Consider the following 22,977-nt stretch of genomic DNA (forward strand, 5'->3'; position numbering starts at 1 on the left):
CTCAAAGCTTAGGGCATCGGCAGCATGAACGTTTCGTCCTGCGGCATAACATCCGTTTCTTGCAGCATGCATAAAAACCCCCAGGCGGCACGAGCCGCCTGGGGTACGAGCGCTATCTGCTCAAGGTGGAGGATCTAAAGACCGTCGAACGATTTCCAGGCCGACAGCAGGTTGTTGGCATTGACCGAACCCAGGCCGTTGGCAGCACTCCAGCCAGCCTGCGCCGCGAAGGCCGCGGTGTTGGCGTTGTACTTGGTGGTGCTGCTCGAGGTCAGGCCGACCTGGGTCGGACCATAGAAACCCTCGAAGTTCTGGATCGTGCCGTAGTAGTAGCAGTCGGTGGTGGTTTCGCCCTGCAGCGCGATGCACTGCGTGGAGTTGCCGCCGTCAGTGATGTTGTGGAACACGCACTTGCTGGTGCCCTTGGTGCCGTTGTCGGCATCGCAGGCGGCCAGAGTGGACGGTGCCGAACCGGTCGGACCGCCGTACTCGTTGCGGGCCAGCTCATACAGCGTCGGCGCGGCGTTGCCCTGGTTGGCCGAACCGCCGGCCACTTGCAGACCCTGGTCGATCAGCGCCTGGATGCCGGCGAACATCGGCGAAGACAGCGAGGTGCCGCCTTCCAATTGCACCGACGAGGTGAAGTTCGGTGTGCACGGATAGAAACCGGTGCACAGGATCACCCAGGAGTAACCGCCATAGGAACCGGCGAACAAGGACACATCCGGCAGATCACGCGACTGGTCCTTGAGCGCGCCGTGCACGATGCGCTGCCACGATGGCTTGGAAACCACCGAGGAAAGGCCGCCACTGCCGCTTTCGGAGGTGACGTAGTAGCCGTACGGATCGTAGATCAGCGCGTTCTTGCAGAACTGCAAGGCGGTGCCGTTGATCAGATCCTTGGCCGCACGGGTATTGCCGCAGGACTGGTTCCAGGTGATTTCCGGCACATACGACTTGGCCGAGCCATACACCGCATTCAACGTGGTGTTGAAGTACTTGCTGCTGTCGCCGTCGAGCACGTCGGCCGTATCCGAACCGCCCACCGCCGTGTTGTTGGCCGATGAACCGAAGGAGTTGGCGTCGATCGCCGGCACGCCGTTGATGATGGAACCGTTGAAGCTCGGGTTGGAACCGGAGTCGCCGCTGGATACGAACACCGAGATACCTTCCGCATCGGCCTGCGCCCACATCAGGTCGATCGCCGTCTTGCTGGCGCTGTCGGTGAAGCCTTCACCGTAGCCATAGCTGGCGCTGATGATGTTGGGACGCGAGGCGCCGTTGATCAGGTTGCTCGCTGCGGTGAACACGCCGCCGAAGAAGTTGCTGCTGCCGGCGTCGTTGCAGGTTGCCACCCAGATCGACGCACCCGGTGCGACGGCGGTGGAGTATTCCGAATCGAGCACGGTTTCGATGCTCTCTTCATCCGGATTGTTGCCGCCCGGATCGGTGCAGTTGCCCGTATCGGGCGATAGCAGCGGCTGGAACTGGGTGAACGTGCCGCCATAACCGCCCAGGCCGAATTGGCTGACAAAGTTCGGCCAGTCGGACACATCCATGTCCTGGTCTTCCACCACCGCGATGACGATGCCCTTGCCGGTCAGGCCTTGCGTATAGAGCGGCGAGGTGTTGTAGATCGTCTGCATGTCATAGGGCGCGAAGCCACGCACGCCGCCTTCGAAATTCACCATTGGCGTCGGACCACTGCTGGCCGAGGCATTGGCCTTGGGCGACTGCTGGATCTTGAAGCGCTGGCTCGACCCATTGAATTGCGCCACCTGCGGCTGCTGGTGCAGCGGCTGCGGACGGAAGTCGTTGAGGCCTGCCACGCCGATCACCACACTGTGCAATGCCGTCGGCATGCTGATGTCGCCGGAGTTGGCGATGTGCGTGACGTGGTTGACGATGTAATGGTTTTCCTGCGTGTGGAACGCCTGCTTCACCTGGCCGGCAGTGCCGCTGAAATCGATCTGCATCTTGTTCGGCAACACGCCGTTGACCTTGAAGCCCTGCGAGGTCAGCCACGCCGCTGCCGCGGCGATGTCCGCATCGGACACGCCGAAAGTCTGGCCGAATTGCTGCGGCGTCACCCACTGGTGGAACTTGCCTGAAGAAGGATCGTGCTGCGCGGAGATCAAGCTTTGCAGCGCGGCTTCACGCTTGGCACTGCGCTGAAGCACCAGCTGCATATGGTTCATGGGTGTGGAATCGGATACCGCACCGGTCGGTGAAACCGTGTCGAGCAACGACAGGTGGGTATTGCCCAGGGCGGATACCACCCTGCTGTCTACAGTTTGCGTAACGCGCGGCGCTTCGCTGGTATCGATGCCGGAAAGCGCGTTGCTTGAAGCGGAAGCCAGGGCCGTCGAAGGCAGCGTTGCGAGTGCTGCTGCGATCGAAAGACCGATCATCACATGCTCGGTTTTCACGTCTTTTCTCCCTAAAAGGTATAGATGAAAAAAGCGAGTCCCCCTGTGATGGATAGCCAGCTTGCCTATGAATTCGTCGTGCCTACCTCGCTAGGTATGTGAATGTCAGTCATCCGACCGCCGCATCGGCCCGACGCAGCCATGCAGGCTGCGGTCGCGTTGACTTGCTCGAAATTCCCACTGCATCCGGGCTTGTCACCCGGGGCCACCGATGGTGCTCCCTGCGCATTTGGACGTCTAGTGCTTCACGCAAATTTTGTTGTTACATCTGATTTACACGTCACAGAATTAGCTGAATATTTAGACGTCTAAATTTTTCTCGATGCGTAAATGAACGGATCGAGCATGCATGTTTGTGAAGATTCGATGATGGTGTATCGAATGCGTGAACGCGCTCAGTTGTTGCTGTCGTCCCCGCTGAGCGCGTCGATTTCCGCTTCGTGCCTGCGGAACAGCGCCACATTGGCCGGATTGGCCAGGTGCGTATCGATGCCCGGCTGGCTGCCGTATTTCACCGCGAATTCCGCGCTGAGCAGGGCGTATTCGCCGAGCAGGAAATCGTGCGCGGTGAGTCCGTGCCGCGCCAGCAGTGCATGCACTTCGGGATTATTGTTCAGGTCGGTGGCGCGTTCATCCAGCGAATGCGCCTTGGGATCGAGCATGTCGATCTTCACCTTGCTGGCGCGCGCGTCTTTCGCGGTGGCCAGCAGTTTCTGGTAGCTGTCCTCGCTCAGCATGTACTGCTGCACGGCGGCGCGATCGGCCGGACTGAGTGCGTGCTGGATCGTGCCTTGTGCATGCAGGCTGCAGGCGATGGCGAGCGCAAGCAGCATTCCGTGGCGATGGAACAGGCGCATGGTGCAGGTCCCCGATGGCTTCAGCGTGGTCCGGCTACCACCATGGCGAAAAGGCATTAAGGCGCACGTGAAGCTGTCGTGATGCTTGCGTAGGTTGGGTTACCCCGGACTGGATCCGGGGGTAACCCAGCCTACGCAAGCTTTATTCCACGCCGCGCAGGCGGGCTACCATGCCGACCGAGGCAATCAACGCGCTCGACAGCACGCGCAGATCCATCGGCATATGGCGGCGGCGCACATCCAGCAGCAATACCGCGCGCATCTCATCGCTGTGGTTCCACACCTCGTGCGGATAGGTGTCGTCCCACAGCAGATGCTGGCCGTCGCCGATGCGGTGTTCATGATCGTTCAACGCCAGCACTGCCGCTGGCCGCCCTTCGGGGTCCACCGGTACGGACAGGCCCAGCTGAAAGCGCAGGATGCCGCGGAACGGCCCGCGATGACGCGGAATATGCTTGCGCGGTGCCAGGAACGAGAAGCTTGCCGACAACACATCCGGTGACGCCGCCAGAATCTGCGCCAGGCTTGGGCAGGCCGCCATGTTGCGCTCGACCTCGGTGCCGTACACCTTCAGGATGAACAGCCGCCAGTCCTTGCCGTCATTGGCCGAGATCGGCGCCTGCGCAGGCATGATCTCGTGAAAGCGCGGCACACTCTGCATCCGCTGCGCGGCGATCGCCAGCGCCTCTGAGCGGATCGCGGACCAGCCATCGATGAACTTGGCGGCATCGGGAAAATACATGCCGGCATCCAGGACCGGCGGGGTAGTGATGCGTGCATCGTAGATGCGGCGTACTGCGTTGGCTGACAGGTCATACAACAGGCTCATGCGCAAAGTTGCCTATCGCAGGTGGGTCCAGGGGGGGCCGTGACCGCTTCGTCAACGCAGTGTAGCGCCCGGTTTCCGGCAGCGTCATGGCCCTGATGTCGTGGCGCAAACGCATGCCATCCAGGGACAACGAGCCAGCGTTTGCAGCGTTGACCAGCACCGGCTGCCCGGACAGGGAACATACATGGCGCAGCAACAGCGCATGACAAAGCTCACTTCATTGCCATGCCGGCCTTGCGCACCATGTGCGGCAGGGAGGGGATACTCATGCAGGCATTGTTTCCGTACGGACTGGATGCGCCACCGGTGGTGCGCAACCTGGCACTGTGTTCGCTGGCCTGCTGGCTGGTGTTTGCGCTGAGCTTTACGCACTGGCTGCCGATCATCATCAACGGCATGCAATGGCCGGCGCTGAGCTTCGGCTTCGGCGCCTTCGCCATGCTCTGGAGCAGCCGCTACGGCAAGCTGCGCCGGCGCGAACAGCTGCTCGACCGCCTGCACTGGCGGGGCGACGAGCAGGTGCTGGATATCGGCTGCGGGCGCGGTCTGCTGGCGGTGGCAGCCGCGCGGCGCGTACCGGGCGGCCAGGTTACCGGCGTGGATATCTGGCAGCACGAAGATCTCAGCGGCAACGGCGCCGAGGCCGTCGCGGCCAATGCGGCGCGGGAAGGCGTCGCGCAGCGGGTCAGCACGCGCACTGCCGATATGCGCGAGCTGCCCTTTGGCGATGCGAGCGTGGATGCGGTGGTGAGCTCGGCCGCCATCCACAATATCTACAACGCCGAAGGCCGCGCCCGCGCCATCGACGAAATCGCCCGGGTGCTGCGTCCCGGCGGCCAGCTGCTGATCGACGATATCCGCCATCTGCCGCAATACGCAGCACGGCTGCGCGCCGCCGGTTTCGAGCTGGCCCTGCAACGCGATGCGCGCGGCCTGTTCTGGCGGTTGATCAGCATCGGCCGTCTCGCGCCGGGCACCCTGGTAGGGCGCAAGCCCTTGCGCTGAGCCGCCGGCTCAGTGGGCGGAGATCATCACGCAGTTGCGGCCGGCACGCTTGGCTTCATACAGCGCGATATCCGCCCGGCGCCGCGCCGCCATCATGTCCGGCTCGCTGCCGTGGGCGATGGCGGCACCGATGGATACGGTCAGTGAATAGCGTTCGCCGGCAATAGCGAACACGGTGCGCTCGATCGCGGCGCGAATGCGCTCGGCCAGCGCCAGCAGGTCCGATTCTTTTACCGATGGCGACAGCACCAGGAATTCCTCGCCGCCGACGCGTCCCACCAGATCACCCGCGCGCAGCATGCGGCGGATGTTGGAGACCATCTCCAGCAGCACGCGATCGCCGTCGTCATGGCCGAAGCGATCGTTGACGCTTTTGAAATGGTCGGCATCGATCAGCAGCACGCCGATCGATTCGCGTCGGCGGCGCGCCCCGGCCAGCAGCGCTTCGGACGCTTCCAGCAGGCCCAGGCGGTTGATTACGCCGGTAAGTGGGTCGATGCGTGCCTGATCGAATAGATCGCGCTGCAGGATCTCGCTGTAGAGCAGCAGAAAGCCGATGCTGGCCAGCAGGGGCTGGATGCCGAACAGCAGCACGTAGATGCTGTTCACCTGCGAGGGCACGCTGATGCCGCCCGGCGGCACCGGCAAAGTCCACAGCCAGGCGTTGCGCCACACCAGCAGGGCAATCGCCAGTACATATGTCCACAGCAGCAGGCATTGCGCGCGCGTTTCGCGCTTGCGGCAGCCGCCCCACAGCGCGGCGATGTTCAGCGCGTTATTGCAGACCAGGAAGAACGAGCCCCACAGCACGCGCAGCAGGTAATCCGGGTGTGCGGTACTGAAATAGGTCACCCCGATCCAGGCACCGATGCCCAGCAGCAGGGCCTCGCGCCAGCGCAGCGGCCGCTGCAGCAGCATGCGTAGGGAGATGATGGTGACCGCCTGGGCCGCGAGATTGAGCGTGTTGCCGATCAGCAAGACATGCAGCGGCGAAATGCTGGTGCCGAAGGCCAGGATCAGATCGCTGCCGGCTTCCATCAGCAGCGCCGCGGCGCGCAGGCGCAGGCCATTGATCGCATGGCTGCTGGCGTCGTGCGTGCCAAACCAAAGCATCAGCGCCAGTACCAGGGCCTGGCCGCCATTGATAAGCGATAGTGTCTCGACGTTTAACTGCATCGTGAGATCCCGGCGCCGAACTCCCTCGATCGCGCTCTAGTTCCTGCCTGGTGACGTGTCGCAAACGCGTGGCAGGCGTCTGCGAGGCCGCCAGCGTTCAGTGCCTTTCTATGCCTGATGCCATCAACATGCTGCGGTTTCCCTCCGATATCTGTGAACGGGTGGGTAAGCGGGCTGCAGCGTCATCCGGCCAGCTCATTCAGAAATGACGGCACGTGCCCGCCGAAAGATTAGGCAAGGAGCGTGCCATGCGCGACTCCGGGCCGATCAAACGGACGTCCAAATCGCATGGAACGCCCACAGGCTGTCGTGGCGCTTCCGTGGCGGCGTGGAGCGCCTGGGCGCCCGCTAGCCGCAGGCGCCGGCCGGTTACGAGAGGGGCCAGGTCTGGAGGCAGATGCGGCCGGAGGGGCAGGGAGCAGGCAAGGTGCCGGGCGCGCGCAGCGTCACTTTTCCCGAAATTCCGTCGGCCCGATGGGGCCGGCATGGCTCAGATCGAAATCTGGCGGCCGATATCCACCACCTGGTCGGCCGGGATGCGCAGGTAGTCGGTGACGCGTGCGCAGTTGCGCAGCATCGCCGCGAACAGCACGCGGATCCAGCGTGGCAGGCGGTGGGGGCCATCGCGCGCGACGATCTTTTCCATGCCCACGAAATAAGTGAGTTTGCGCGGATCGATCGGGCAGCCGTGGGTGGCGATCTGCGCCATCAGGGCCGGCATGTCCGGTCGCTCCATAAAGCCGTAGCGAGCGGTGATCGACCAGAAATTCGGGCCGATCTCCGACAGCGCCAGCCGCTCCTTCGGCGCGATATACGGGGTGGAAGCGATATCCAGCGTCACCGCCAGCACCCGCTTATGCAGCGCCATGGTGTGCTTCACGTACAACTGCATCACCGGCGGGGTGGTGGCCTTGGCGCGGGTGAGGAACACGGCGGTACCGGGTACGCGCGCGATGCCGCTGTGGGTGAGCTCGTCCAGGAATGCATCCACCGGGACCGGATCCTCGCTGAGGCGCGCGCCCAGCGCCACGATGCCGCGGTGCCAGATGAACATCACCAGGTAGACCAGCGCGGCCAGCAGCAGCGGCACATAGCCGCCATCGAACAGCTTGAGCATGTTGGAGGCGAAGAACGAGGCATCCACCACCAGGAAGCAGCCCGCCACCAGCGCACTCACCGCCAGGCTCCATTTCCAGATTTCGCGCATGGCGATAAACAGCAGCATGGTGGTCATCAGCATGGTCGCCGACACCGCGATGCCGTAGGCGGCGGCCAGGTTGTCAGATTTGCGAAAGCCTAGCGCGAGCCCGATCGTCACCAGCATCAGCAGCCAGTTCACCGCGCCTACGTAAATCTGGCCGTAGCCCTCCTGCGAGGTTTGCGAGACTTTCAGCCGCGGCATCCAGCCGAGCTGGATCGCCTGGCGGGTCATGGAAAACGCACCGGTGATGATCGACTGACTGGCGATGATGGTGGCGATGGTCGCCAGGATCACCAATGGCAGGGTCAGCGTGGCCGGGCACAGGCGGTAGAAGATATTGCCGGCAGTAGGCGCGCCGGCCAGCACGATCGCGCCCTGGCCGGCGTAGTTCAGCACCAGGCTGGGAAATACCAGCGTCGACCACGCCAGCTTGATCGGCCCCGCGCCGAAATGGCCCATGTCCGCATACAGCGCCTCGGCGCCGGTGACACACAGGAACACGCCGCCCAGCACCAGGAAGCCGGAGCCGCCGCTATGAAACAGATAAGTCAGCGCGTAATAGGGATTGAGCGCCCACAGGATCGCCGGGTGCTTCACGATGCCCCACACGCCAAGCAGGGCCATGGTGAGAAACCACAGCGCCATGATCGGCCCGAAGGCGCGCCCGATCCGCGCCGTGCCCAGCGGCTGCAGGGCGAACAGCGCCAGCAGGATCAGCACTGTCAGCGGCAGCACGTACGGATGCAGCGAAGGCTCCACGATATTCAGGCCTTCCAGTGCGGACAGCACGGAAATCGCCGGGGTGATCGCCCCATCGCCGTAAATCAGCGCTGCGCCGAACAGGCCGGCGGCCACAATCAGCGGCCGTTTGTTGCGCTTCACGCCGAGCAGCGCCATCAGGGCCAGGATGCCGCCCTCGCCGTCGTTGTCGATGCGCATGGCGAAGCCCGCGTACTTGATCGTGGTCACCACGATCAGGGTCCAGATCAGCAGCGAAATCACACCGTAGATGGTGTGCGGGTTGTCGCCGCCGGTCATGTCCAGCACGGTCTTGAAGGTATACAGCGGGCTGGTGCCGATATCGCCGAACACCACCCCCAGCGCTCCGACCCCGGCAAGCAGCATGGCCGGCTTTTTCAACGGGTTTGCAGCGGCTTCCGTCATAGAACGTCTGCACCTGTCGCATAGGTGCCGGGCAGTCTAACCAACCCAGATGACATTCGCGGTGAAAACGCCATGAGCGGTTGCCAGTGTCATCGCGCTGGCCTATGGTCTTCAGGATGCCGATGCCCGGCCCCTGACGACAACCCCACCCGAAACGAGAGAAACAGCCATGGCCAAAGCCGATAAAGCCAGTAAAGCCAAGCAGCTGCGCAAGGCGCCGTTGAAGACGCCCAGCGCGCTCGGCGACAACGCGCGCCGCGATATTTCCGCCGAACTCAATGCGCTACTGGCCGACACCTTCACGCTCTACCTGAAGACCAAGAACTTCCACTGGCATATGAGCGGCGCGCATTTCCGCGACTATCACCTGCTGCTGGACGAGCAGTCCGACGAGATCTACGCCATCACCGACCCGATCGCCGAGCGCGTGCGCAAACTCGGCGGCGTGACGCTGCGTTCCATCGGCCAGATCGCCAAGCAGCAGCGCCTGTCCGACAACAATGCCGATTACGTGACGCCGGCCGACATGCTGGCCGAGCTGCGCGAGGACAATGCGCGCTTTGCCGACTACATGCGCAAGACCCACGAGCTGTGCGACGAGTATGGCGACGTGGCCACCGCCAGCCTGCTGGAAAACTGGATCGACGAAGCCGAGAAGCGGGTGTGGTTCCTGTTCGAGACCGGGCGCAATAGCTGAACCCGGCAAACAAAGGGCCGCATGGCGGCCCTCTGTGTTTCAGTGCACGGCCAGGTCGGCGGCGACGGTACGCCGCCGGCTCCAGGCCAGCCATGGCAGGCCGCGATAGGACTCGGTCACGATCCAGCCGGCGGCGGTGATCACGGTAGATATCAGCAAGGCGGTCCAGCCGAACCGCTGCGTGGGCACGGCCATCACCGCGGGTATCCACACCAGCACGGTGAAGATGCCCATCATCAGCGTTTCCAGTGCGGCCGCCAGGCGCGGCAACACGGCAAACAAAATCGCCAGCCCTGCTGCGATATGCGCGGCGCCGGTGGCATAGGCCCAGCCCGTCCGGTATGGCAGCCATGCCGGCACCATGCTGGCCGTGGCAGTGCTGTAGAGCATGTGTTCCAGGCCGACCAGTGGCACGCCGAGCGCGAATACGATGCGTGCATAGCCGATCGCATGGTCGCCAGTCAGATGCATCACATAGAAGCGACGCCACGGCGCCGTGTGCGATGCATAGAGGATCCAGCTCGCCGCCAGCAGCGTGGCGATTTCGCCGGCGCCGCCCCAGTTCATTTCCTGCAGCGGTGCGGCAATTATCTGCGGCACGTGCAGTGCCAGCAGCCAGACCAAGGTGTAGAGCGTGAGCACGAACGAGGCCAGCGCCACCGTGGGCCGCACCAGCAGCCCCACGCCGCAGACGCACAACACCGTGCCTGACAGATAAGCCAGTTCCACCCGGCCGGGCAGCGCTGCCGGCACCGGCTGCCAGACAAAGGCAAAATCGCCGGAACCAAGACTCAAGCCACCCAGGGCCAGGATGGCCACGGCAAACAACACCTGGCCCATGCTTGTATCGCGCATATGCACTCTCCGCCGATTACCGCCCTCGATCTCGCCATGCCGTGGCGCGCAGGGCAAGAGCCAATTGCGCGTCTTGCGTCGATACCAAAGACGGCGATTGCCCCGCTTTTGCCCGAACTTCCCCTGCGTACCGCCTGCATGCGTCACTAGCATGCGGCCACCACAGCTAGCGGGAGGTGATTGCATGGATCGTCGAAGCCTGTTGAAAGGAGCCCTTGCGGGCGCTGCCGTGATGGCGTTGCAGCCGCGCCTGCTGCATGCCGCGACGGCCGGTGCCGCCACGGCGCAGCTTGCCGCGACGGCCGGTGCCGCCACGGCGCAGCTTGCCGCACTGGAACACCAGCATGGCGGGCGGCTCGGAGTAATGATGCTCAACACCGGCAATGGCCAGGGCCTTGGCCATCGCGAGCACGAACGCTTCCTGTTGTGCAGCACCTTCAAGTTGCTGCTGGCCGCCGCCGTGCTGGCGCGTGTCGATCAGGGTCGCGAACGGCTCGATCGACGCCTCACGTTCGGCAAGGATGCATTGCTCGAATATGCGCCGGTGACCAGCAAGCACGTGGCTACCGGCATGACCGTCGGCGAACTGTGCCAAGCGGCGGTGGCCTTGAGCGACAACACTGCCGCCAACGTGTTGCTGGCGCATCTGGGCGGCCCCGCGGCAGTGACGGCGTATGCACGGCAGCTGCACGATCCGGTGACGCGCCTGGATCGGATTGAGCCGGAACTCAATCGCCCCAGCCCCGATGGTTTGCACGACACCACCACGCCCGCGGCAATGCTGGCCGACCTGCAGGCGCTGACCCTGGGTAATGCCTTGTCGGATGCATCGCGCCAGCAATTGATCGCATGGCTATGCGAAACCAGCACCGGCATGCATCTGCTGCGCGCCGGTGTGCCGGGCGACTGGCGTGTCGGCGAGAAGACCGGCAGCGGTGAAACGCAGCGCAATGATGTGGTGATCCTGTGGCCGCCGCAGCGCAAGCCGCTGCTGGTGACGGCGTATTACGAGAATACGGCGGCCAGCGATGACCAGCGGGCGGCAGTGCTGGCCCAAGTCGGACGCATCGTCGCAACGCTATGACGCCGTAGGTTGGGTTATCCCGGACCGGATCCGGGGGCAACCCAACCTAGGCATGCCGCCTTTCCAGCGGCTTCAATCCGCGCGCCGAAAAATACCGGTCCAGCGTCTCCCAGTTACTGGTCGGATCCACCAGCGCCACATACGTATCCGGGCGCAGCAGATACACCACGTTCTGCACCAGCCCGGCCGCCTGATATTCCGGCTGCCAGTCGAATTGCTGCAGAGCCACGCCGAAGCCTTTGCAGAAATCGATCAGCCCCGGCTGCGCTGCGCCATATACATGCACTTGCCAATCCAGCTGCGCGAGGCTGGCGAAATTATCTTCGTAGCCGGCCACCGCCCAGGGCAGGCGATCGCCGCCATGCACATGACCGGCCGCGCCCTGGCTCAGCGCACTGCCGCGATAATTGAGATTGAGCTGCGACACGGTGCCGAACAGGAAAGCGCGCGCGGTGGCACTGCGCGAGAGCACGCCCACCAGGGTCGGCGCCAGCCGCGTGCGCACCAGGTCGGCCCACCGGCCTTCAGCGCTGACCAGGCTGAAAACGCGGTCGGTGGTGTGCACCAGCTTGCGCGCAAAGCCGATGCGTTCGGCTTCGTAGCTGTCCAGCAGGCGATCGGGTGCGCAGCCGCGCACCACGCTGGCCAGCTTCCAGGCCAGATTGATCGCGTCGCCGATGCCGGTATTCATGCCCTGGCCACCGACCGGGCTATGGATATGCGCCGCATCGCCCAGTAAAAAAGCACGCCCATGGCGGAAGTGCTCGGTGACGCGGTGATGCACGCGATAGGTGGAAAACCAGTGCACCTTGTCCACGACCAGATGCAGATGCTTGATGGCCTGGTCGCTGACATCGTCGAAGCCGAGATTTTCCGCACGCTCGGCGCGTTCACCGCGCACCGTGCCGACCAGACGCGCGTGATGCGCGCCGGCCAGCGGGAAGACGGCGAGAAAATCCGCTTCATCCAGATCGATATGCACCTCGCCGCCAAGCGCAGGCGAGCTCACTTCCACATCGGCCACATAAAACACTTGCGGATAGGTCCCACCCGGAAAACCGCTGCCAATCTGCTGGCGTACTTGCGAGCGGGCGCCGTCGCAGCCGGCGATATAAGTCGCCTCGACGCTGTGCTCGCTGCCATCGGCATGACGCAGCCGCGCCAGCACATGATCGGATTGCTCGCTGAAATCCAGCAGTTCGACTTCGCGCTGCACTCGCACACCTGCTGCGGCCAGGCGTTCAATCAACACGCGCTCGTGCTGATCCTGCGGAAACACCAGCATGAAGGGGAACGGCGTCAGATCCTCGCCGATGTTGGCGATCGGCAGATGCGCCACTTTTTCGCCGCGCGCCCATAGATTCACGCCACTGCCATGGACGCCGCCGGCGACCAGCGTATCGGCCAGTTCCAGTTGCTGGTACAGCTCCAGGGTACGGGCCTGCACCGCCAGCGCACGCGAGGTAGTGCCCGGCGCGGCGGCCTTGTCGATGATCTGCACGTTCACGCCGAGCCTGGTCAGCCACAGGGCGAGGACCAGTCCGGTAGGACCGGCGCCGACAATCAGGACATCGCTGCGCATGCGGGCTGCCTCGCGAAGGAATGCGGATTCAGGCGTGTTGAGCGCGCGCGGCGCTCAGTCCAGCTCCAGCTTATAACCAACGCCGTAGATGGAGCGGATCGGATCCTGTCCCGGCGCAGCCTGTTCCAGCTTGCGGCGCAAGTTCTTGATATGGCTGTCGACCGTGCGGTCGGTGACCACGCGGTGATCCAGGTACAGATTGTCCAGCAGCCGGTCACGCGAGAACACGCGTCCTGGCGTGGCGGCCAGCGTCTTCAGCAGCCGGAATTCCACCGGCGTCAGATCCAGCACGATGCCGTGAAAGGTGGCGCGATGGGTGTTGTCGTCGATCTTCAGCATGCTGCCGGCGAGATCTGCCGGTGCCCGCGCGCGGCGCAGGATCGCCTTGATCCGCGCTACCACTTCGCGCGGACTGAACGGCTTGCAGATGTAATCGTCCGCGCCCAGCTCCAGGCCGAGCAGACGATCGATTTCTTCCACCCGCGCGGTCAGCATCACGATCGGCACATCGCTGAAGCTGCGCAGTTCGCGGCAGATATCCAGGCCGTTGCGTCCCGGCAGCATCAGGTCCAGCAGCACCAGGTCGGGAGCATCGCGGCGAATGGCCGGAATCGCCTCGCGTCCGTCGGCCACCCACTGCCAGGCATAGCCGGCGGCGGCGAGATAGTCGCCGACCAGGGCGGCGAGCTTGGGCTCGTCTTCCACGATCAGGATGCGGGCGAGGGTGTCGGCGGTGCCGCTCATCAGCGTTGCTCCACGGGCAGGCGAATGCTCAGCCACAGTCCGCCCAGCGGCGATGCCTTGGCCTCGATGCTGCCGCCGTGCGCATCCACGATGGCCCGGCAGATCGCCAGCCCCAGGCCGGCGCCGCCGCTGATGCGATTGCGCGAGGACTCCACCCGGTAGAAGCGCTCGAACAGCCGAGGCAGATGCTCAGCATCGACACCGGGCTTGCTGTCCTGCAGATCGACGCTGACGTGCTCACCGGCACGGCCGCAGACAATGCGCAGTTGGCCGCCGGCATCGGTGTAGCGCAGGCTGTTCTCGATCAGGTTGGTGAACAGCTGGTGCAGACGCCCCTCGTCGGCATGGATCACCACCGGCGTAGCCGGCAGCTTGAGTTCGCAAAGCACGCCGGCCTTGCGGAACCGTTCCTGGAATGCATCGATCGTATCGCTCAGCAGCTTGCCAAGGTCCAGGTCGATCTTGCGGTAGACGATGGTGCCTAGGTCCGCCAGCGACAGCTGATAAAGATCGTCGATCAGCTTGCTCAGCGTGGCCACTTCCATCTGCAGCGATTTCAGTGCTTCGCCGTCGAAATGGCGCACGCCGTCTTCCAGCGCTTCCAGTTCGCCGCGGATGATCGCCAGCGGCGTACGCAATTCGTGCGACACATCGGCCACGAATTCGCGGCGCATCGATTCATTGCGCTCCAGCACTACGGCCAGCCGATTGAAGTCGCGCGCCAGCTGGCCCAGTTCGTCGTGCGCCTGCGTGGCCACGCGCGAGCTGTAGTCGCCACGCGCCAGCGCATGCGTGGCGCGCGCGATGCGATGCACCGGCGTCAACAGCGTACGTGCCAGCCAGATCGCCAGCAGGCCGGCCAGCACCAGCGCGGCAATGCCGATCAGCCAGCTGGCGCGGTACTGGCCTTGCTGGAAGCGCACATCGCCCAGTGCGCTGACTTCGCGAAACGGCAGCATCAGCAAGGTACCGACCGTGCGCCCATTTACCGTCACCGGGAATTTGGTCGTATGCGCGGATATCGCCATGGCCGGATTGCCGAACAGGAACTGGCCTTGCTCGTCCAGCAGCGCGAAACGCGTGCCGGTGCCGGTGAGATCGGGTACGCCGCTGGAAGGCAGATGGCCGGCATTGCCGAACGGCGGTGGCTGATCGTGCGGTGGCAGCGGCGGTGGATTGCCGGGTGGCGGTTCGCCGCCGTTGTCCGGCGGAGGCATGTCGAAATCGCTGCCGGGACCGCCGCGCGGCGGTCCTGGTTCGTGATTGCCGAAGGGGCCGGGCGCACCGAACGCGCGCATCAATTCGAACCAGGCGCGCGGATTGTCGCGCAGGAACTGCCAGCTGCCGTGCTCCTTGTAGGCCGCGCCAAGCGAAGAAGCCACGCTCTGCATGCGTGCGCTTTCCTGCTCCGACAGATAGCCCAGAAAGCCGCGGTCGAAACTCAGGCGCGCGGCCACGCCCATGGCGAGCACGGCAAAAACAGCCACGGCAAGCATGGCCAGAAACAGTTTGGCGGTAAGGCCAGGGCGCATGGACAGTTAAAATTCGTGGGAGTTCCAGGCTGTCATTAGCGCCTTTTTTTACAGTCCGATTCAAGCCAAACGCGCCGGCTCCACACAATCTCCAAATTTCCTGCACAGTTGTCCGCCAAGGTGGGCTTGTGCGGCGCCGCATCCGGTGCGCGACCGGGCAGGCGTCATGGTTTCAGGCAAACGCAAGGCAGCCATCGAGTTCCTCCACTTCCTGGCGGACATCTCCGATCCCGTCACCGGCAGCATCTCGTGCATGCGCCTGGCCGCGTGGCTGGGCATGCCCGAGCAGGAATTGCAGAAGCGCTGGATCCGCCGCGGCACGCGCGTGGAATGGCAAACCTTTGCCGACGAACTGCTGGCCGTGCTGGATGCCGCGCAAGCGCAAGGTCATGGCCTGGAGCGGGTCATCGACTGGTACCTCAACACACCGATCGGACAAGCGGACCAGCGGACGGCCGATCAGCTTGTCATCGCCGGAGAAGCACGATGGCTTACGCGACAGCTCGAGATCTTCCGTTTAATAGTCAGCATGCCGCGGCGGAGCCACGCTCTGTCGCTGCACTGACGGCCACGGCCGAGGCCGGCGACCTGCTGCCGCCGCGCAGCCCGAGCCGGGTGCAGAAGTTATACAAGGACGACGTACCGGTCGAATACGCCACCGCGTTGTTGCAGCTGCTGGAACAACAAGGCATTGCACGCGAACTGGCATTGCAGGGCACCGGCATCCAGCCGGCGCAGCTGCAGGACCAGTCGCGCCTGACCACGCATCAGGACGCCATGCTGCTGACCAATGCAGTGCGGCTCACGCGAGATGCGGGTATCGGTTGCCAGATCGGCCTGCACAGCGCGCTGACCTGGCACGGCCTGCTCGGCTACGGCCTGATGAGCTGCGCCACCCTGCGCGAGGCCTTGCAACTGTGGACCGGCTTTCTCGACTTGCGCACCACCACCTTCAGCATGCAGCTGAGCGAGCGCGATGGCTACGCCGAGCTGCGCGTGCACGATCTGGCACCGCGCGCGCCGATGCGTTTTTGCGCGGTCGACCGCCTGCTCACCATGACCACGCGTCTGTGCGAACAGCTGGCCCAGCGTCCGTTGCCGGAACTGGAGATCTGGCACAAGGAGAGCGAACCGTTGCACTACGCGCGCTATCGCAAACGCATGGCTGCCACCCGCTTCGAGACCGGGCTGTGCCAGATCCGGCTGCGTTCGGTCGACCTGGACACGCCGCTGGCCAACGCCAACGCCATCATGTATCGCCACATCACCACCCAATGCGGCCGCGAACGCGCGCGCCTGCGTCGTTCGGACGACCTGGTGGTGCGCATCATGGATCTGTTGCAGCGGCACGAAGGCGAATATCCCGGCATCGAGCAGGCAGCAGGCACGCTATGCATGTCCAGCCGTACGCTCAAGCGCAAGCTGCAGCGGCTAGGCTTGAACTATCGCGGGCTGGTCGACGATGCGCGCAAGGATGCCGTGCTGCGCGAGGTGCTGAATCCGATGCTGCGCTTTGACGAGATTGCGCTGCGCATGGGGTATTCCGATCCGGCCAATCTGACACGGGCGTTCCGGCGCTGGACCGGTGAATCGCCGAGTCAGTATCGGGCGAGGCTGCTGGCCACGGGCAGGTAACGCTGCGGTGATCCCGCTTGCGGCCGCTATTTGGCTTAGGGCACCGCCGCCGATTTCCACATACACCATCATCCTGCGCTGACAACATATGGCGGCGTAGCCAGATTGGGGCGACGTACCACGCTGCAGATCATCCCTGTTTCAAGGCAACAGGGATGTTCCCATGCATGTTTCTCCCGCATTCGCTACTCATGTGTGCTGCACACGTGAGGAGGGCTAGCCGATGGCCCTGCTACGCAGCGGCGGCCCGATCCGGCTCGGCGACGCGCTCGTGCACGGGGGCCGGGTGATCTACGTCCGGCAAACCACGCACCCGATCTATGGCAAAGGCATCGCCCATCGCGGCGACATGGCCCAATGCCAGCGGCACGACGGTGTATTTCCCTTTGTGGAGGGCTGCTACGGTCGCAGCAGCTACGGCAGTGGCATCGTGCTGGAAGGACACCGCCTGGCCTGCGGCTGTTTTGCCGTCAGCAGCTGCGCCAGCACTTTCACCATCAGCGACTGGTTTCCGTCGGAACTGGGCGCGGCACTGGCGCGGGCTCACGCCGAGGGGCCCGTGCCTGGTTCGGCATCGCGCTGGATCCCGCCACCGATGCCCGCCGGGTACTTCTTTCCCGAGGAGACGCAGGCCCATCCGCTGGTGACGCTGCGCATCGGGCTGTTCTTCGATGGCACCGGCAACAATGCCGATAACGCGGCGATGGGCGAGCACTGTCGGATAACACCGAAAAGCGAGGCTGAAGCGCGGGCGCTGTTGGCGTGCAAGCCCTATATGACGACGGGCTCGCCTGAAGGGCATGCGATAAGCCGGGCCGGGAGCTATGGCAATGGAGTGAGCAATATCGGCCGGCTGTTTGGTCTTTATCAAGACAGCGCTGAAGCAAGCGGGCATCCGAAATTTGGTGAGACCTATGTCACTCCCATTTACGTCCCAGGTGTCGGCACGCGGGCTGGGGAGAAAGATTCATCGTTAGACATGATAACCGGTGCAGGCAGCACGGGAATTTTTGCACGGGTGGAGGAAGCCCTGACCGAACAAGCACACCGGACACTGCAAAACTTTGCCCATCAACATGAAGATGCCTGGATCACCGACATCATCTTCGATGTATTCGGCTTTAGTCGTGGCGCGGCAGCTGCACGACATGCCATCAACCAGATCAATTTGAAGGAACATGGCCCGTTGTCCCGCGCAATTGCAGTCAGCAAGCTGAAGCTTGCGCCAGGCTTTGACTGGGGGGCACATATACGCGTCGGCTTTGCCGGCCTGTTTGATACCGTGGCGCATGTCGGTAACGTCAAGGGTGACCCGCAATCGCTTGCACTGTGGGCTGGTATTGATATCTGTCTACGCAAAGACTGCGCCGATGCCGTGGTGCACCTGACGGCGCGCGATGAGCATCGCTTGAATTTTCCGCTAACCAGCGTCGCGCCACCCTGGAAAGATATCCCTTTGCCCGGCGTGCATGCCGACCTTGGTGGCGGATACAGAGATGACGATGGAATTGAGGATGTATTGCTCTCGCGGCCGGTAATTTCGCAGGAATTCAAATGGACGCCACTGGAGAAAACCCAGGCTTTCAAGGAGGTATCGAAGCAGTTGGCTGCTATCCGTCAAGACTATTCTGCTTTGGCGAACGAGATTGATATATGTACTTGGATCGTAGCGACTTCGACGAAGGATCCCTCATCGGATGGAAGGCCTCAATTGAGCACGAATTGGTTCATGGAGCGATTTACTGGGCCGATTCAAAGTGTTGGCGCCGCAGTTCGTTTACGACATAAGGTAAGTAACAACTATGCTCTGGCAGCACTGCGAATTATGCATGCCATGGCGACAGACAAGGGCGTGCCGTTCGATCCCATACCCCACGCGACGCAATACAAAATACGTGATGAGCTGTTGCCAATTGCTGAAAAGATGCTGATTCATGCACGTGGCGAAAATCACGATTTTTCACCGGAACAAGAGCGCATTTTGCAAACGTCATATCTACATCATTCAGCAAACTGGAACATGCTTCGACCTGACGATGGCGAACCCCTCGCACTGTATTACATTGATCGTCCCGCCGAAAAAGGAGAACGGGTTATCTTCCCCAATCTGGACGATCCTTCGTGAGACATATTTGGATTTTAGGGATATCGCTCACACTGATATCTTCCCTATCAGCTTGCGACCAGTCCGAACCGGGCCTCCCTTATCAGGCTTGGCGTATCGGCTTTCTTGCACCACAAAATATGGAAGCTTGGACTGAACAGGCGATCGTCGAAGATGTCCACGGCCATACGTTCTACAACTACGAAAGTGGAACCGTGGCCATGGTTTATAACCCTGATTCCGCATCTTGGTCGCGTGATATCGGCTGGGGCAAAGGAAAGTATGTTGTTGGTGCAGCCTTACCCAAGAGCGTTTACGTGCGCTGGCAGTCGCTGGTAGAACGGCAGACCTATAGCGTCACGCTTGAGATTCCCGAACTCGCCCGACGGCAGATGTTGTTGCAAGCACCTGCGCTGATAGAAGCAGCTGGCTCAACCCACAATAAGGAGTACTACAACGCCGTAGCCGTCGGGCTTGCCCCAGGCGGAATTGTGCGTATATGGATTACCGGGCCCGGACTGACCGCGATTCCGATGATGTGTGTGCACGCCCAAATCGAGTCCATAGGACCAAGCCAGGGGCAAACCAACGGGACTTATGCGTATTCCCGTGATCAACTGAACCCCGTGGCACAGGCTTATCTGAAGACACACACCATTCCCTACGGAATCTGGGGCTGCTGACCGGCACTTTTCGATCACTTAAACGCGGACTTCAGTGGGACCGCCGGTGCGAGCATGGTTGCGGTTAGCGAATCTTCGAGCGTCAAGCAAAACAGAGGCCGCCATACAGGCGGCCTCTGTCATTGCAACGCGCCGACATCCGCTTAGAAATCGTACTCCGCACTAAGCTGCAGATAACGCGGTACCTGATATGAGGTCGCATTGAGATAGGTCGTATCGATATACAGCGTCGCGCCCTGGTTGGCGTTCTGGTTCTCGCTCACGCTCAGCGGCGTATGACGATTGAACACATTGAACACCGTCGCACGGAAGGTCAGGCCTTTCAGCCAGTGCGGGTGATAGGAGCCGTTGAGGTCCAATTGCCACAAGGTTGGCGTAGTCCCGACCGAACCGCGCGCCACGTATTCGCCCACACCGTTGATATAGCAATACATGTAGGGCGAACCGCCGCTGGAGCCGTAGCCCTCGATCACCTCGTCGATGGGTGCGTCGCCATAGCAGTTCTCCGGACGACCAGTCTGCACGATAAAGTTCGCGCCCACCTGCCACTGATCGGTGATGCGCCAGGCGCCGTAGGCCTTGATCGTATGGCGGTGATCGTTGGTCTGGTTGCCGTTGCTGCCGTACATCAGCTCCGGATAGTCGAACAGCTCGGAGGTGCCGGTATCGGCCTGCCCGATATTCGAATCCACCAGGCCTTCGGTATTGCCATAGGAGCGTGCCAGCGTGTAGCTGAGGTTGAGGTAGAACTTGTTGTTGAAGTTGCGCTCGGCGGTCAGTTCCAGTGCGTAGTAGCCGCGCTTGTAATTGGGCTCGCCCAGCTGCGAGCCGCTGAGCTGTACCTTGTAAAGCTTGCTCGGGTTGTTCGGATCCAGCGGCAGGTAGAGCGTGGCGCTGTCGCCCGGGTTGGTGATGAAACAGCCATTGAGAGTGGAAGCGACAGCGCTGCCGTTGGCCAGCGCGGGCGTCAGCGAGGTGGTGGAGTAGTCGAAGCCGTAGACTGAATTGGCGTAGGCGGCGATCGGCCGGAAATCGCATTCGTCGTCGATACCGGTAAGCACATGGCGCACGATGCCCTTCACGCCCAGCGTCCAGTCATCCCATTGCTGCTGCGCGCCCAGGATGAATTCGCGCTGCTTGAACGGCTTCAGGCCCTGGACGGCGTAGGACTGCGGATTGGGCTCCACGCCGCCCTCGGCATTCTCGTAGAACACCGGGCTGAGCGCGGTCAGTCCGGTGGGTGCGCCGGTTACTGAATTCACGCCGGTATAGCTGAAGTTCTGCACGCTATAGATCGACGCCGCGGCGCCGCGCACGGCGACGCCGGCATCGATCGGCAGCGAATAGTCGCCTGCGCTGCCGTAGATCTTCAGGCTGGAATCGCCGTGTACATCCCAGGCAAAACCCAGGCGCGGCTGCAGGTTGTGATCCTGCTTGACGTAGGTCTGGCCTTCGCCGTTGCGATTGTTGAACTGGTCGTTGCGCAAGCCGATGCGGGCCAGGAAGTTGTCGGTAATGTGCCAGTTATCCTGGATATACGCCGCGCGCTCGGTGGTGCTGACTTTGGCGCCGGTATTGAACACGATCTGCTGCACATAGTTTTCGTCCGGATTGCCGTTGGAGGTGGACGAATCCGGTTCGTAGACCCATAGCGAACCGCCTTCGTAAGCCTGGCCGTAGTACGAAGTGGTGACATCGCGCGACCAGCCGCCGGTGATGTCGTGGTCGCCGATCTTGTATTCCAGGTCGAGGCGGAACGACTTGCGCGAATCGTTGCTGTCCGCGCCGGTAAGAAAGCCGCCGGGCACAAACGAGCAATGCGCATACGGCGACAAAGTGCCGGCCAATACCGGATTGCGGTTATCGCTGATCTGCGGGCAGCCGGCAGCCTCGCTGCTGATCAGGTTGTCGTAGGACTCCACCGTGCCGTCGGCGGCAACCGCGGTCTGGTAGCGCTTGTTCTTGTTCTCGCCGTATTGCGCGGTAAGGGTCAGGTCGTCGGTGATATAGCTGGTGTACTTGAGGATATTGGTCTGGCCGCCGGCCTTGGTCTTCACCACGCCCTGGTAGTCGTAGTGATACGGATTGCCGTTGTCGTAGCCGGAATAGGAGACATCGTCGCTGTAATGGCGGGTGTCGTTGAAGCCGGTGTATTCAAGAATGTTGCTGTCGTTGATATTCCAGTCCAGCTTGACCAGCCAGTAGGGATCTTTTTCGGTCTGCTGCTGGTAGCCGCCGCCACCGGCCTGGTCGACATAGTTGTAGTAGTCGGAATTGGTCTTGGTCTGGCTGACCAGGGCGAACACGAACAGCTTGTCCTTGATCAGCGGGCCGCCGATCCAGGCATTCCAGCGCGAGGTGAAATCGATCGGGCTGAACGAGCTGGAGTTGTTGTTGACCGTGCTGGCGTTCTTGTTATGCGTGGCGATATAGGAAACATTGCCGTTGTTGAGATACACATTCGGCTCGTCCGCCATCATCGAGGACGGATTCCAGGTAACGTCCACGCCGCCGTGCCATTCATTGGTGCCGCGCTTGGTGGTTACCGAGACCACGCCGCCGGTGGCATTGCCGTATTCGGCGCCATAGCCGCCATCCTGCACCGACATCTGGTCGATCGCCTCGAACGGTACCTGCGAGAAGCTGAGCGAATCGAACTGATTGGTGACGTTGAAGCCGTTTACGTAATACGCGTTCTCCGCCACCGAGGCGCCGCCGAACGAAGCGAGATTGCCGAAGGCGGAATCGCCCTTGCTGGCGCCCGGCGTGAGCAGGGCCATCGCGGTGACGTTCTTCGGCACCGGCAGCTCTTTCATCTGCTCGGCAGTGATCACCGTATTGGTCTGCGGCGAAGAGACGTCGATGGACGGCATCGAATTCGCCGTCACGCTGATCGTGCTGAGGTTCTGCGCATTCGTCGCTGCCGCGGTGGCCAGGTTGACGTTGGCGCCCTGGCCGGCCACCACCACCACTTCCTGGCTGCTGCTCTTGCCGTTCTCGGCCAGCGTGACCTTGTAGTCGCCGGGCAGCAGGGCATTGAACTGGTAGCGTCCGTCCTTGCCTACGGTGACGGCGCGCGTGGCGCCATTGCCTTCGTTGGTGGCCGATACTTGCGCCCCCGGATCGGCCGTGCCGTAGATCGAGCCCGAGGTGGCCTGGGCCAGCACCGCGCCGCTGCTAACACCTGTCGCCAACGCAACGGCCAGCGCGATTTTCTTATAGCGAAGCTTGTTATCAATGTGATGTTGCATGGAACTCCTCCCCAACAATGAGCAGTAGATGACCGCGCCGGATAAAAATCCCGCGTGAGGTCGTTGCCGAAAAAACGCCCTGCCATGACGACGCTGTGCGCGTCCGCACGAATGTTTTTTTCACATTACTGCGGCATGCGGCGCGTGGC

The 22,977-nt window shown here is 62.6% G+C and carries 17 protein-coding genes; 7 read left to right on the forward strand and 10 right to left on the reverse strand.

Annotation, left to right across the window (positions count from 1 at the left end):
• Positions 1-134: 134 nt before the first annotated feature.
• From IGX34_RS17450 to IGX34_RS17460, 3 genes are all read right to left on the reverse strand, one after another.
• Positions 135-2,429, reverse strand: a complete 2,295-nt coding sequence (locus IGX34_RS17450) for a protease pro-enzyme activation domain-containing protein (protein WP_192557013.1) — start codon at positions 2,427-2,429, stop codon at positions 135-137.
• A 395-nt stretch (positions 2,430-2,824) separates the two neighbouring features.
• Positions 2,825-3,286 (reverse strand): hypothetical protein, encoded by a 462-nt coding sequence (locus IGX34_RS17455; protein ID WP_192557014.1) that lies wholly within the window; start codon positions 3,284-3,286, stop codon positions 2,825-2,827.
• A 142-nt stretch (positions 3,287-3,428) separates the two neighbouring features.
• Positions 3,429-4,115, reverse strand: a complete 687-nt coding sequence (locus IGX34_RS17460) for an aspartyl/asparaginyl beta-hydroxylase domain-containing protein (RefSeq protein ID WP_192557015.1) — start codon at positions 4,113-4,115, stop codon at positions 3,429-3,431.
• A 267-nt stretch (positions 4,116-4,382) separates the two neighbouring features.
• Here IGX34_RS17460 and IGX34_RS17465 point away from each other — a divergent pair, with 267 nt between their 5' ends.
• Positions 4,383-5,120, forward strand: a complete 738-nt coding sequence (locus IGX34_RS17465; RefSeq protein WP_192557016.1) for a class I SAM-dependent methyltransferase — start codon at positions 4,383-4,385, stop codon at positions 5,118-5,120.
• 9 nt (positions 5,121-5,129) lie between these two features.
• On the opposite strand, the gene IGX34_RS17470 is transcribed toward IGX34_RS17465, so the two are convergent.
• Entirely contained in the window at positions 5,130-6,296 is a 1,167-nt protein-coding gene (locus tag IGX34_RS17470) for a GGDEF domain-containing protein (RefSeq protein ID WP_192557017.1), read from the reverse strand.
• Between the two features lie 490 nt (positions 6,297-6,786).
• A complete protein-coding gene (locus IGX34_RS17475; protein WP_192557018.1) occupies positions 6,787-8,661 on the reverse strand; it encodes a potassium transporter Kup in 1,875 nt (624 codons plus the stop codon).
• A 169-nt stretch (positions 8,662-8,830) separates the two neighbouring features.
• Between IGX34_RS17475 and IGX34_RS17480 the strand changes: the two genes are divergently transcribed.
• On the forward strand, positions 8,831-9,358 hold the full coding sequence (locus IGX34_RS17480; protein WP_192557019.1) for a Dps family protein: 528 nt from the start codon (positions 8,831-8,833) through the stop codon (positions 9,356-9,358).
• 39 nt (positions 9,359-9,397) lie between these two features.
• Here IGX34_RS17480 and IGX34_RS17485 read toward each other — a convergent pair whose 3' ends face one another.
• Positions 9,398-10,213, reverse strand: a complete 816-nt coding sequence (locus IGX34_RS17485; RefSeq protein ID WP_192557020.1) for a DoxX family protein — start codon at positions 10,211-10,213, stop codon at positions 9,398-9,400.
• Positions 10,214-10,445: 232 nt separating this feature from the next.
• Here IGX34_RS17485 and bla point away from each other — a divergent pair, with 232 nt between their 5' ends.
• The gene (gene bla, locus IGX34_RS17490) at positions 10,446-11,297 is read left to right on the forward strand and encodes a class A beta-lactamase (protein ID WP_425598806.1); all 852 of its coding nucleotides are present in this window, start codon (positions 10,446-10,448) and stop codon (positions 11,295-11,297) included.
• 46 nt (positions 11,298-11,343) lie between these two features.
• Here the strand turns inward: bla and IGX34_RS17495 are convergent, their stop codons facing one another.
• The 3 genes from IGX34_RS17495 to baeS are packed head-to-tail and all read right to left on the reverse strand — an operon-like array spanning position 11,344 to position 15,155.
• A complete protein-coding gene (locus IGX34_RS17495) occupies positions 11,344-12,879 on the reverse strand; it encodes an FAD-dependent monooxygenase (protein WP_192557022.1) in 1,536 nt (511 codons plus the stop codon).
• 54 nt (positions 12,880-12,933) lie between these two features.
• On the reverse strand, positions 12,934-13,623 hold the full coding sequence (locus IGX34_RS17500) for a response regulator (protein ID WP_192557023.1): 690 nt from the start codon (positions 13,621-13,623) through the stop codon (positions 12,934-12,936).
• Positions 13,623-15,155: a sensor histidine kinase efflux regulator BaeS gene (gene baeS, locus IGX34_RS17505; protein ID WP_192557024.1), complete on the reverse strand. Its 1,533-nt coding sequence runs from the start codon at positions 15,153-15,155 to the stop codon at positions 13,623-13,625. Before baeS ends, IGX34_RS17500 begins: the two co-directional genes overlap by 1 nt.
• Positions 15,156-15,300: 145 nt before the next feature.
• Here baeS and IGX34_RS17510 point away from each other — a divergent pair, with 145 nt between their 5' ends.
• The 4 genes from IGX34_RS17510 to IGX34_RS17525 all read left to right on the forward strand — a co-directional run bounded on the left by IGX34_RS17510 (position 15,301) and on the right by IGX34_RS17525 (position 19,577).
• Positions 15,301-15,720 (forward strand): hypothetical protein, encoded by a 420-nt coding sequence (locus IGX34_RS17510; RefSeq protein ID WP_192557025.1) that lies wholly within the window; start codon positions 15,301-15,303, stop codon positions 15,718-15,720.
• Between the two features lie 50 nt (positions 15,721-15,770).
• Positions 15,771-16,790, forward strand: coding sequence for an AraC family transcriptional regulator ligand-binding domain-containing protein (locus IGX34_RS17515; protein ID WP_192557026.1), 1,020 nt, complete (start codon positions 15,771-15,773; stop codon positions 16,788-16,790).
• A 223-nt stretch (positions 16,791-17,013) separates the two neighbouring features.
• The gene (locus tag IGX34_RS17520; protein ID WP_192557027.1) at positions 17,014-18,915 is read left to right on the forward strand and encodes a PAAR domain-containing protein; all 1,902 of its coding nucleotides are present in this window, start codon (positions 17,014-17,016) and stop codon (positions 18,913-18,915) included.
• Complete coding sequence (locus IGX34_RS17525; RefSeq protein WP_192557028.1) at positions 18,912-19,577, forward strand: DUF2931 family protein; 666 nt, start codon at positions 18,912-18,914, stop codon at positions 19,575-19,577. The genes IGX34_RS17520 and IGX34_RS17525 overlap by 4 nt, the downstream gene beginning before the upstream one ends.
• A gap of 143 nt (positions 19,578-19,720) precedes the next feature.
• On the opposite strand, the gene IGX34_RS17530 is transcribed toward IGX34_RS17525, so the two are convergent.
• Complete coding sequence (locus IGX34_RS17530) at positions 19,721-22,828, reverse strand: TonB-dependent receptor (protein WP_192557029.1); 3,108 nt, start codon at positions 22,826-22,828, stop codon at positions 19,721-19,723.
• Positions 22,829-22,977: the final 149 nt, after the last annotated feature.

Source organism: Dyella acidiphila (assembly GCF_014863405.1).
GTDB classification, from domain to species: Bacteria; Pseudomonadota; Gammaproteobacteria; order Xanthomonadales; family Rhodanobacteraceae; genus Dyella_B; species Dyella_B acidiphila.

Coding starts and splice junctions, on each gene's coding strand:
- IGX34_RS17530 (WP_192557029.1), bottom strand. CDS start 22,828: ATGCAACATCACATTGATAACAAGCTTCGCTATAAGAAAATCGCGCTG.
- IGX34_RS17475 (WP_192557018.1), bottom strand. CDS start 8,661: ATGACGGAAGCCGCTGCAAACCCGTTGAAAAAGCCGGCCATGCTGCTT.
- IGX34_RS17460 (WP_192557015.1), bottom strand. CDS start 4,115: ATGAGCCTGTTGTATGACCTGTCAGCCAACGCAGTACGCCGCATCTAC.
- IGX34_RS17500 (WP_192557023.1), bottom strand. CDS start 13,623: ATGAGCGGCACCGCCGACACCCTCGCCCGCATCCTGATCGTGGAAGAC.
- baeS (WP_192557024.1), bottom strand. CDS start 15,155: ATGCGCCCTGGCCTTACCGCCAAACTGTTTCTGGCCATGCTTGCCGTG.
- bla (WP_425598806.1), top strand. CDS start 10,446: ATGGCGTTGCAGCCGCGCCTGCTGCATGCCGCGACGGCCGGTGCCGCC.
- IGX34_RS17520 (WP_192557027.1), top strand. CDS start 17,014: ATGGCCCTGCTACGCAGCGGCGGCCCGATCCGGCTCGGCGACGCGCTC.
- IGX34_RS17480 (WP_192557019.1), top strand. CDS start 8,831: ATGGCCAAAGCCGATAAAGCCAGTAAAGCCAAGCAGCTGCGCAAGGCG.
- IGX34_RS17495 (WP_192557022.1), bottom strand. CDS start 12,879: ATGCGCAGCGATGTCCTGATTGTCGGCGCCGGTCCTACCGGACTGGTC.
- IGX34_RS17485 (WP_192557020.1), bottom strand. CDS start 10,213: ATGCGCGATACAAGCATGGGCCAGGTGTTGTTTGCCGTGGCCATCCTG.
- IGX34_RS17470 (WP_192557017.1), bottom strand. CDS start 6,296: ATGCAGTTAAACGTCGAGACACTATCGCTTATCAATGGCGGCCAGGCC.
- IGX34_RS17455 (WP_192557014.1), bottom strand. CDS start 3,286: ATGCGCCTGTTCCATCGCCACGGAATGCTGCTTGCGCTCGCCATCGCC.
- IGX34_RS17465 (WP_192557016.1), top strand. CDS start 4,383: ATGCAGGCATTGTTTCCGTACGGACTGGATGCGCCACCGGTGGTGCGC.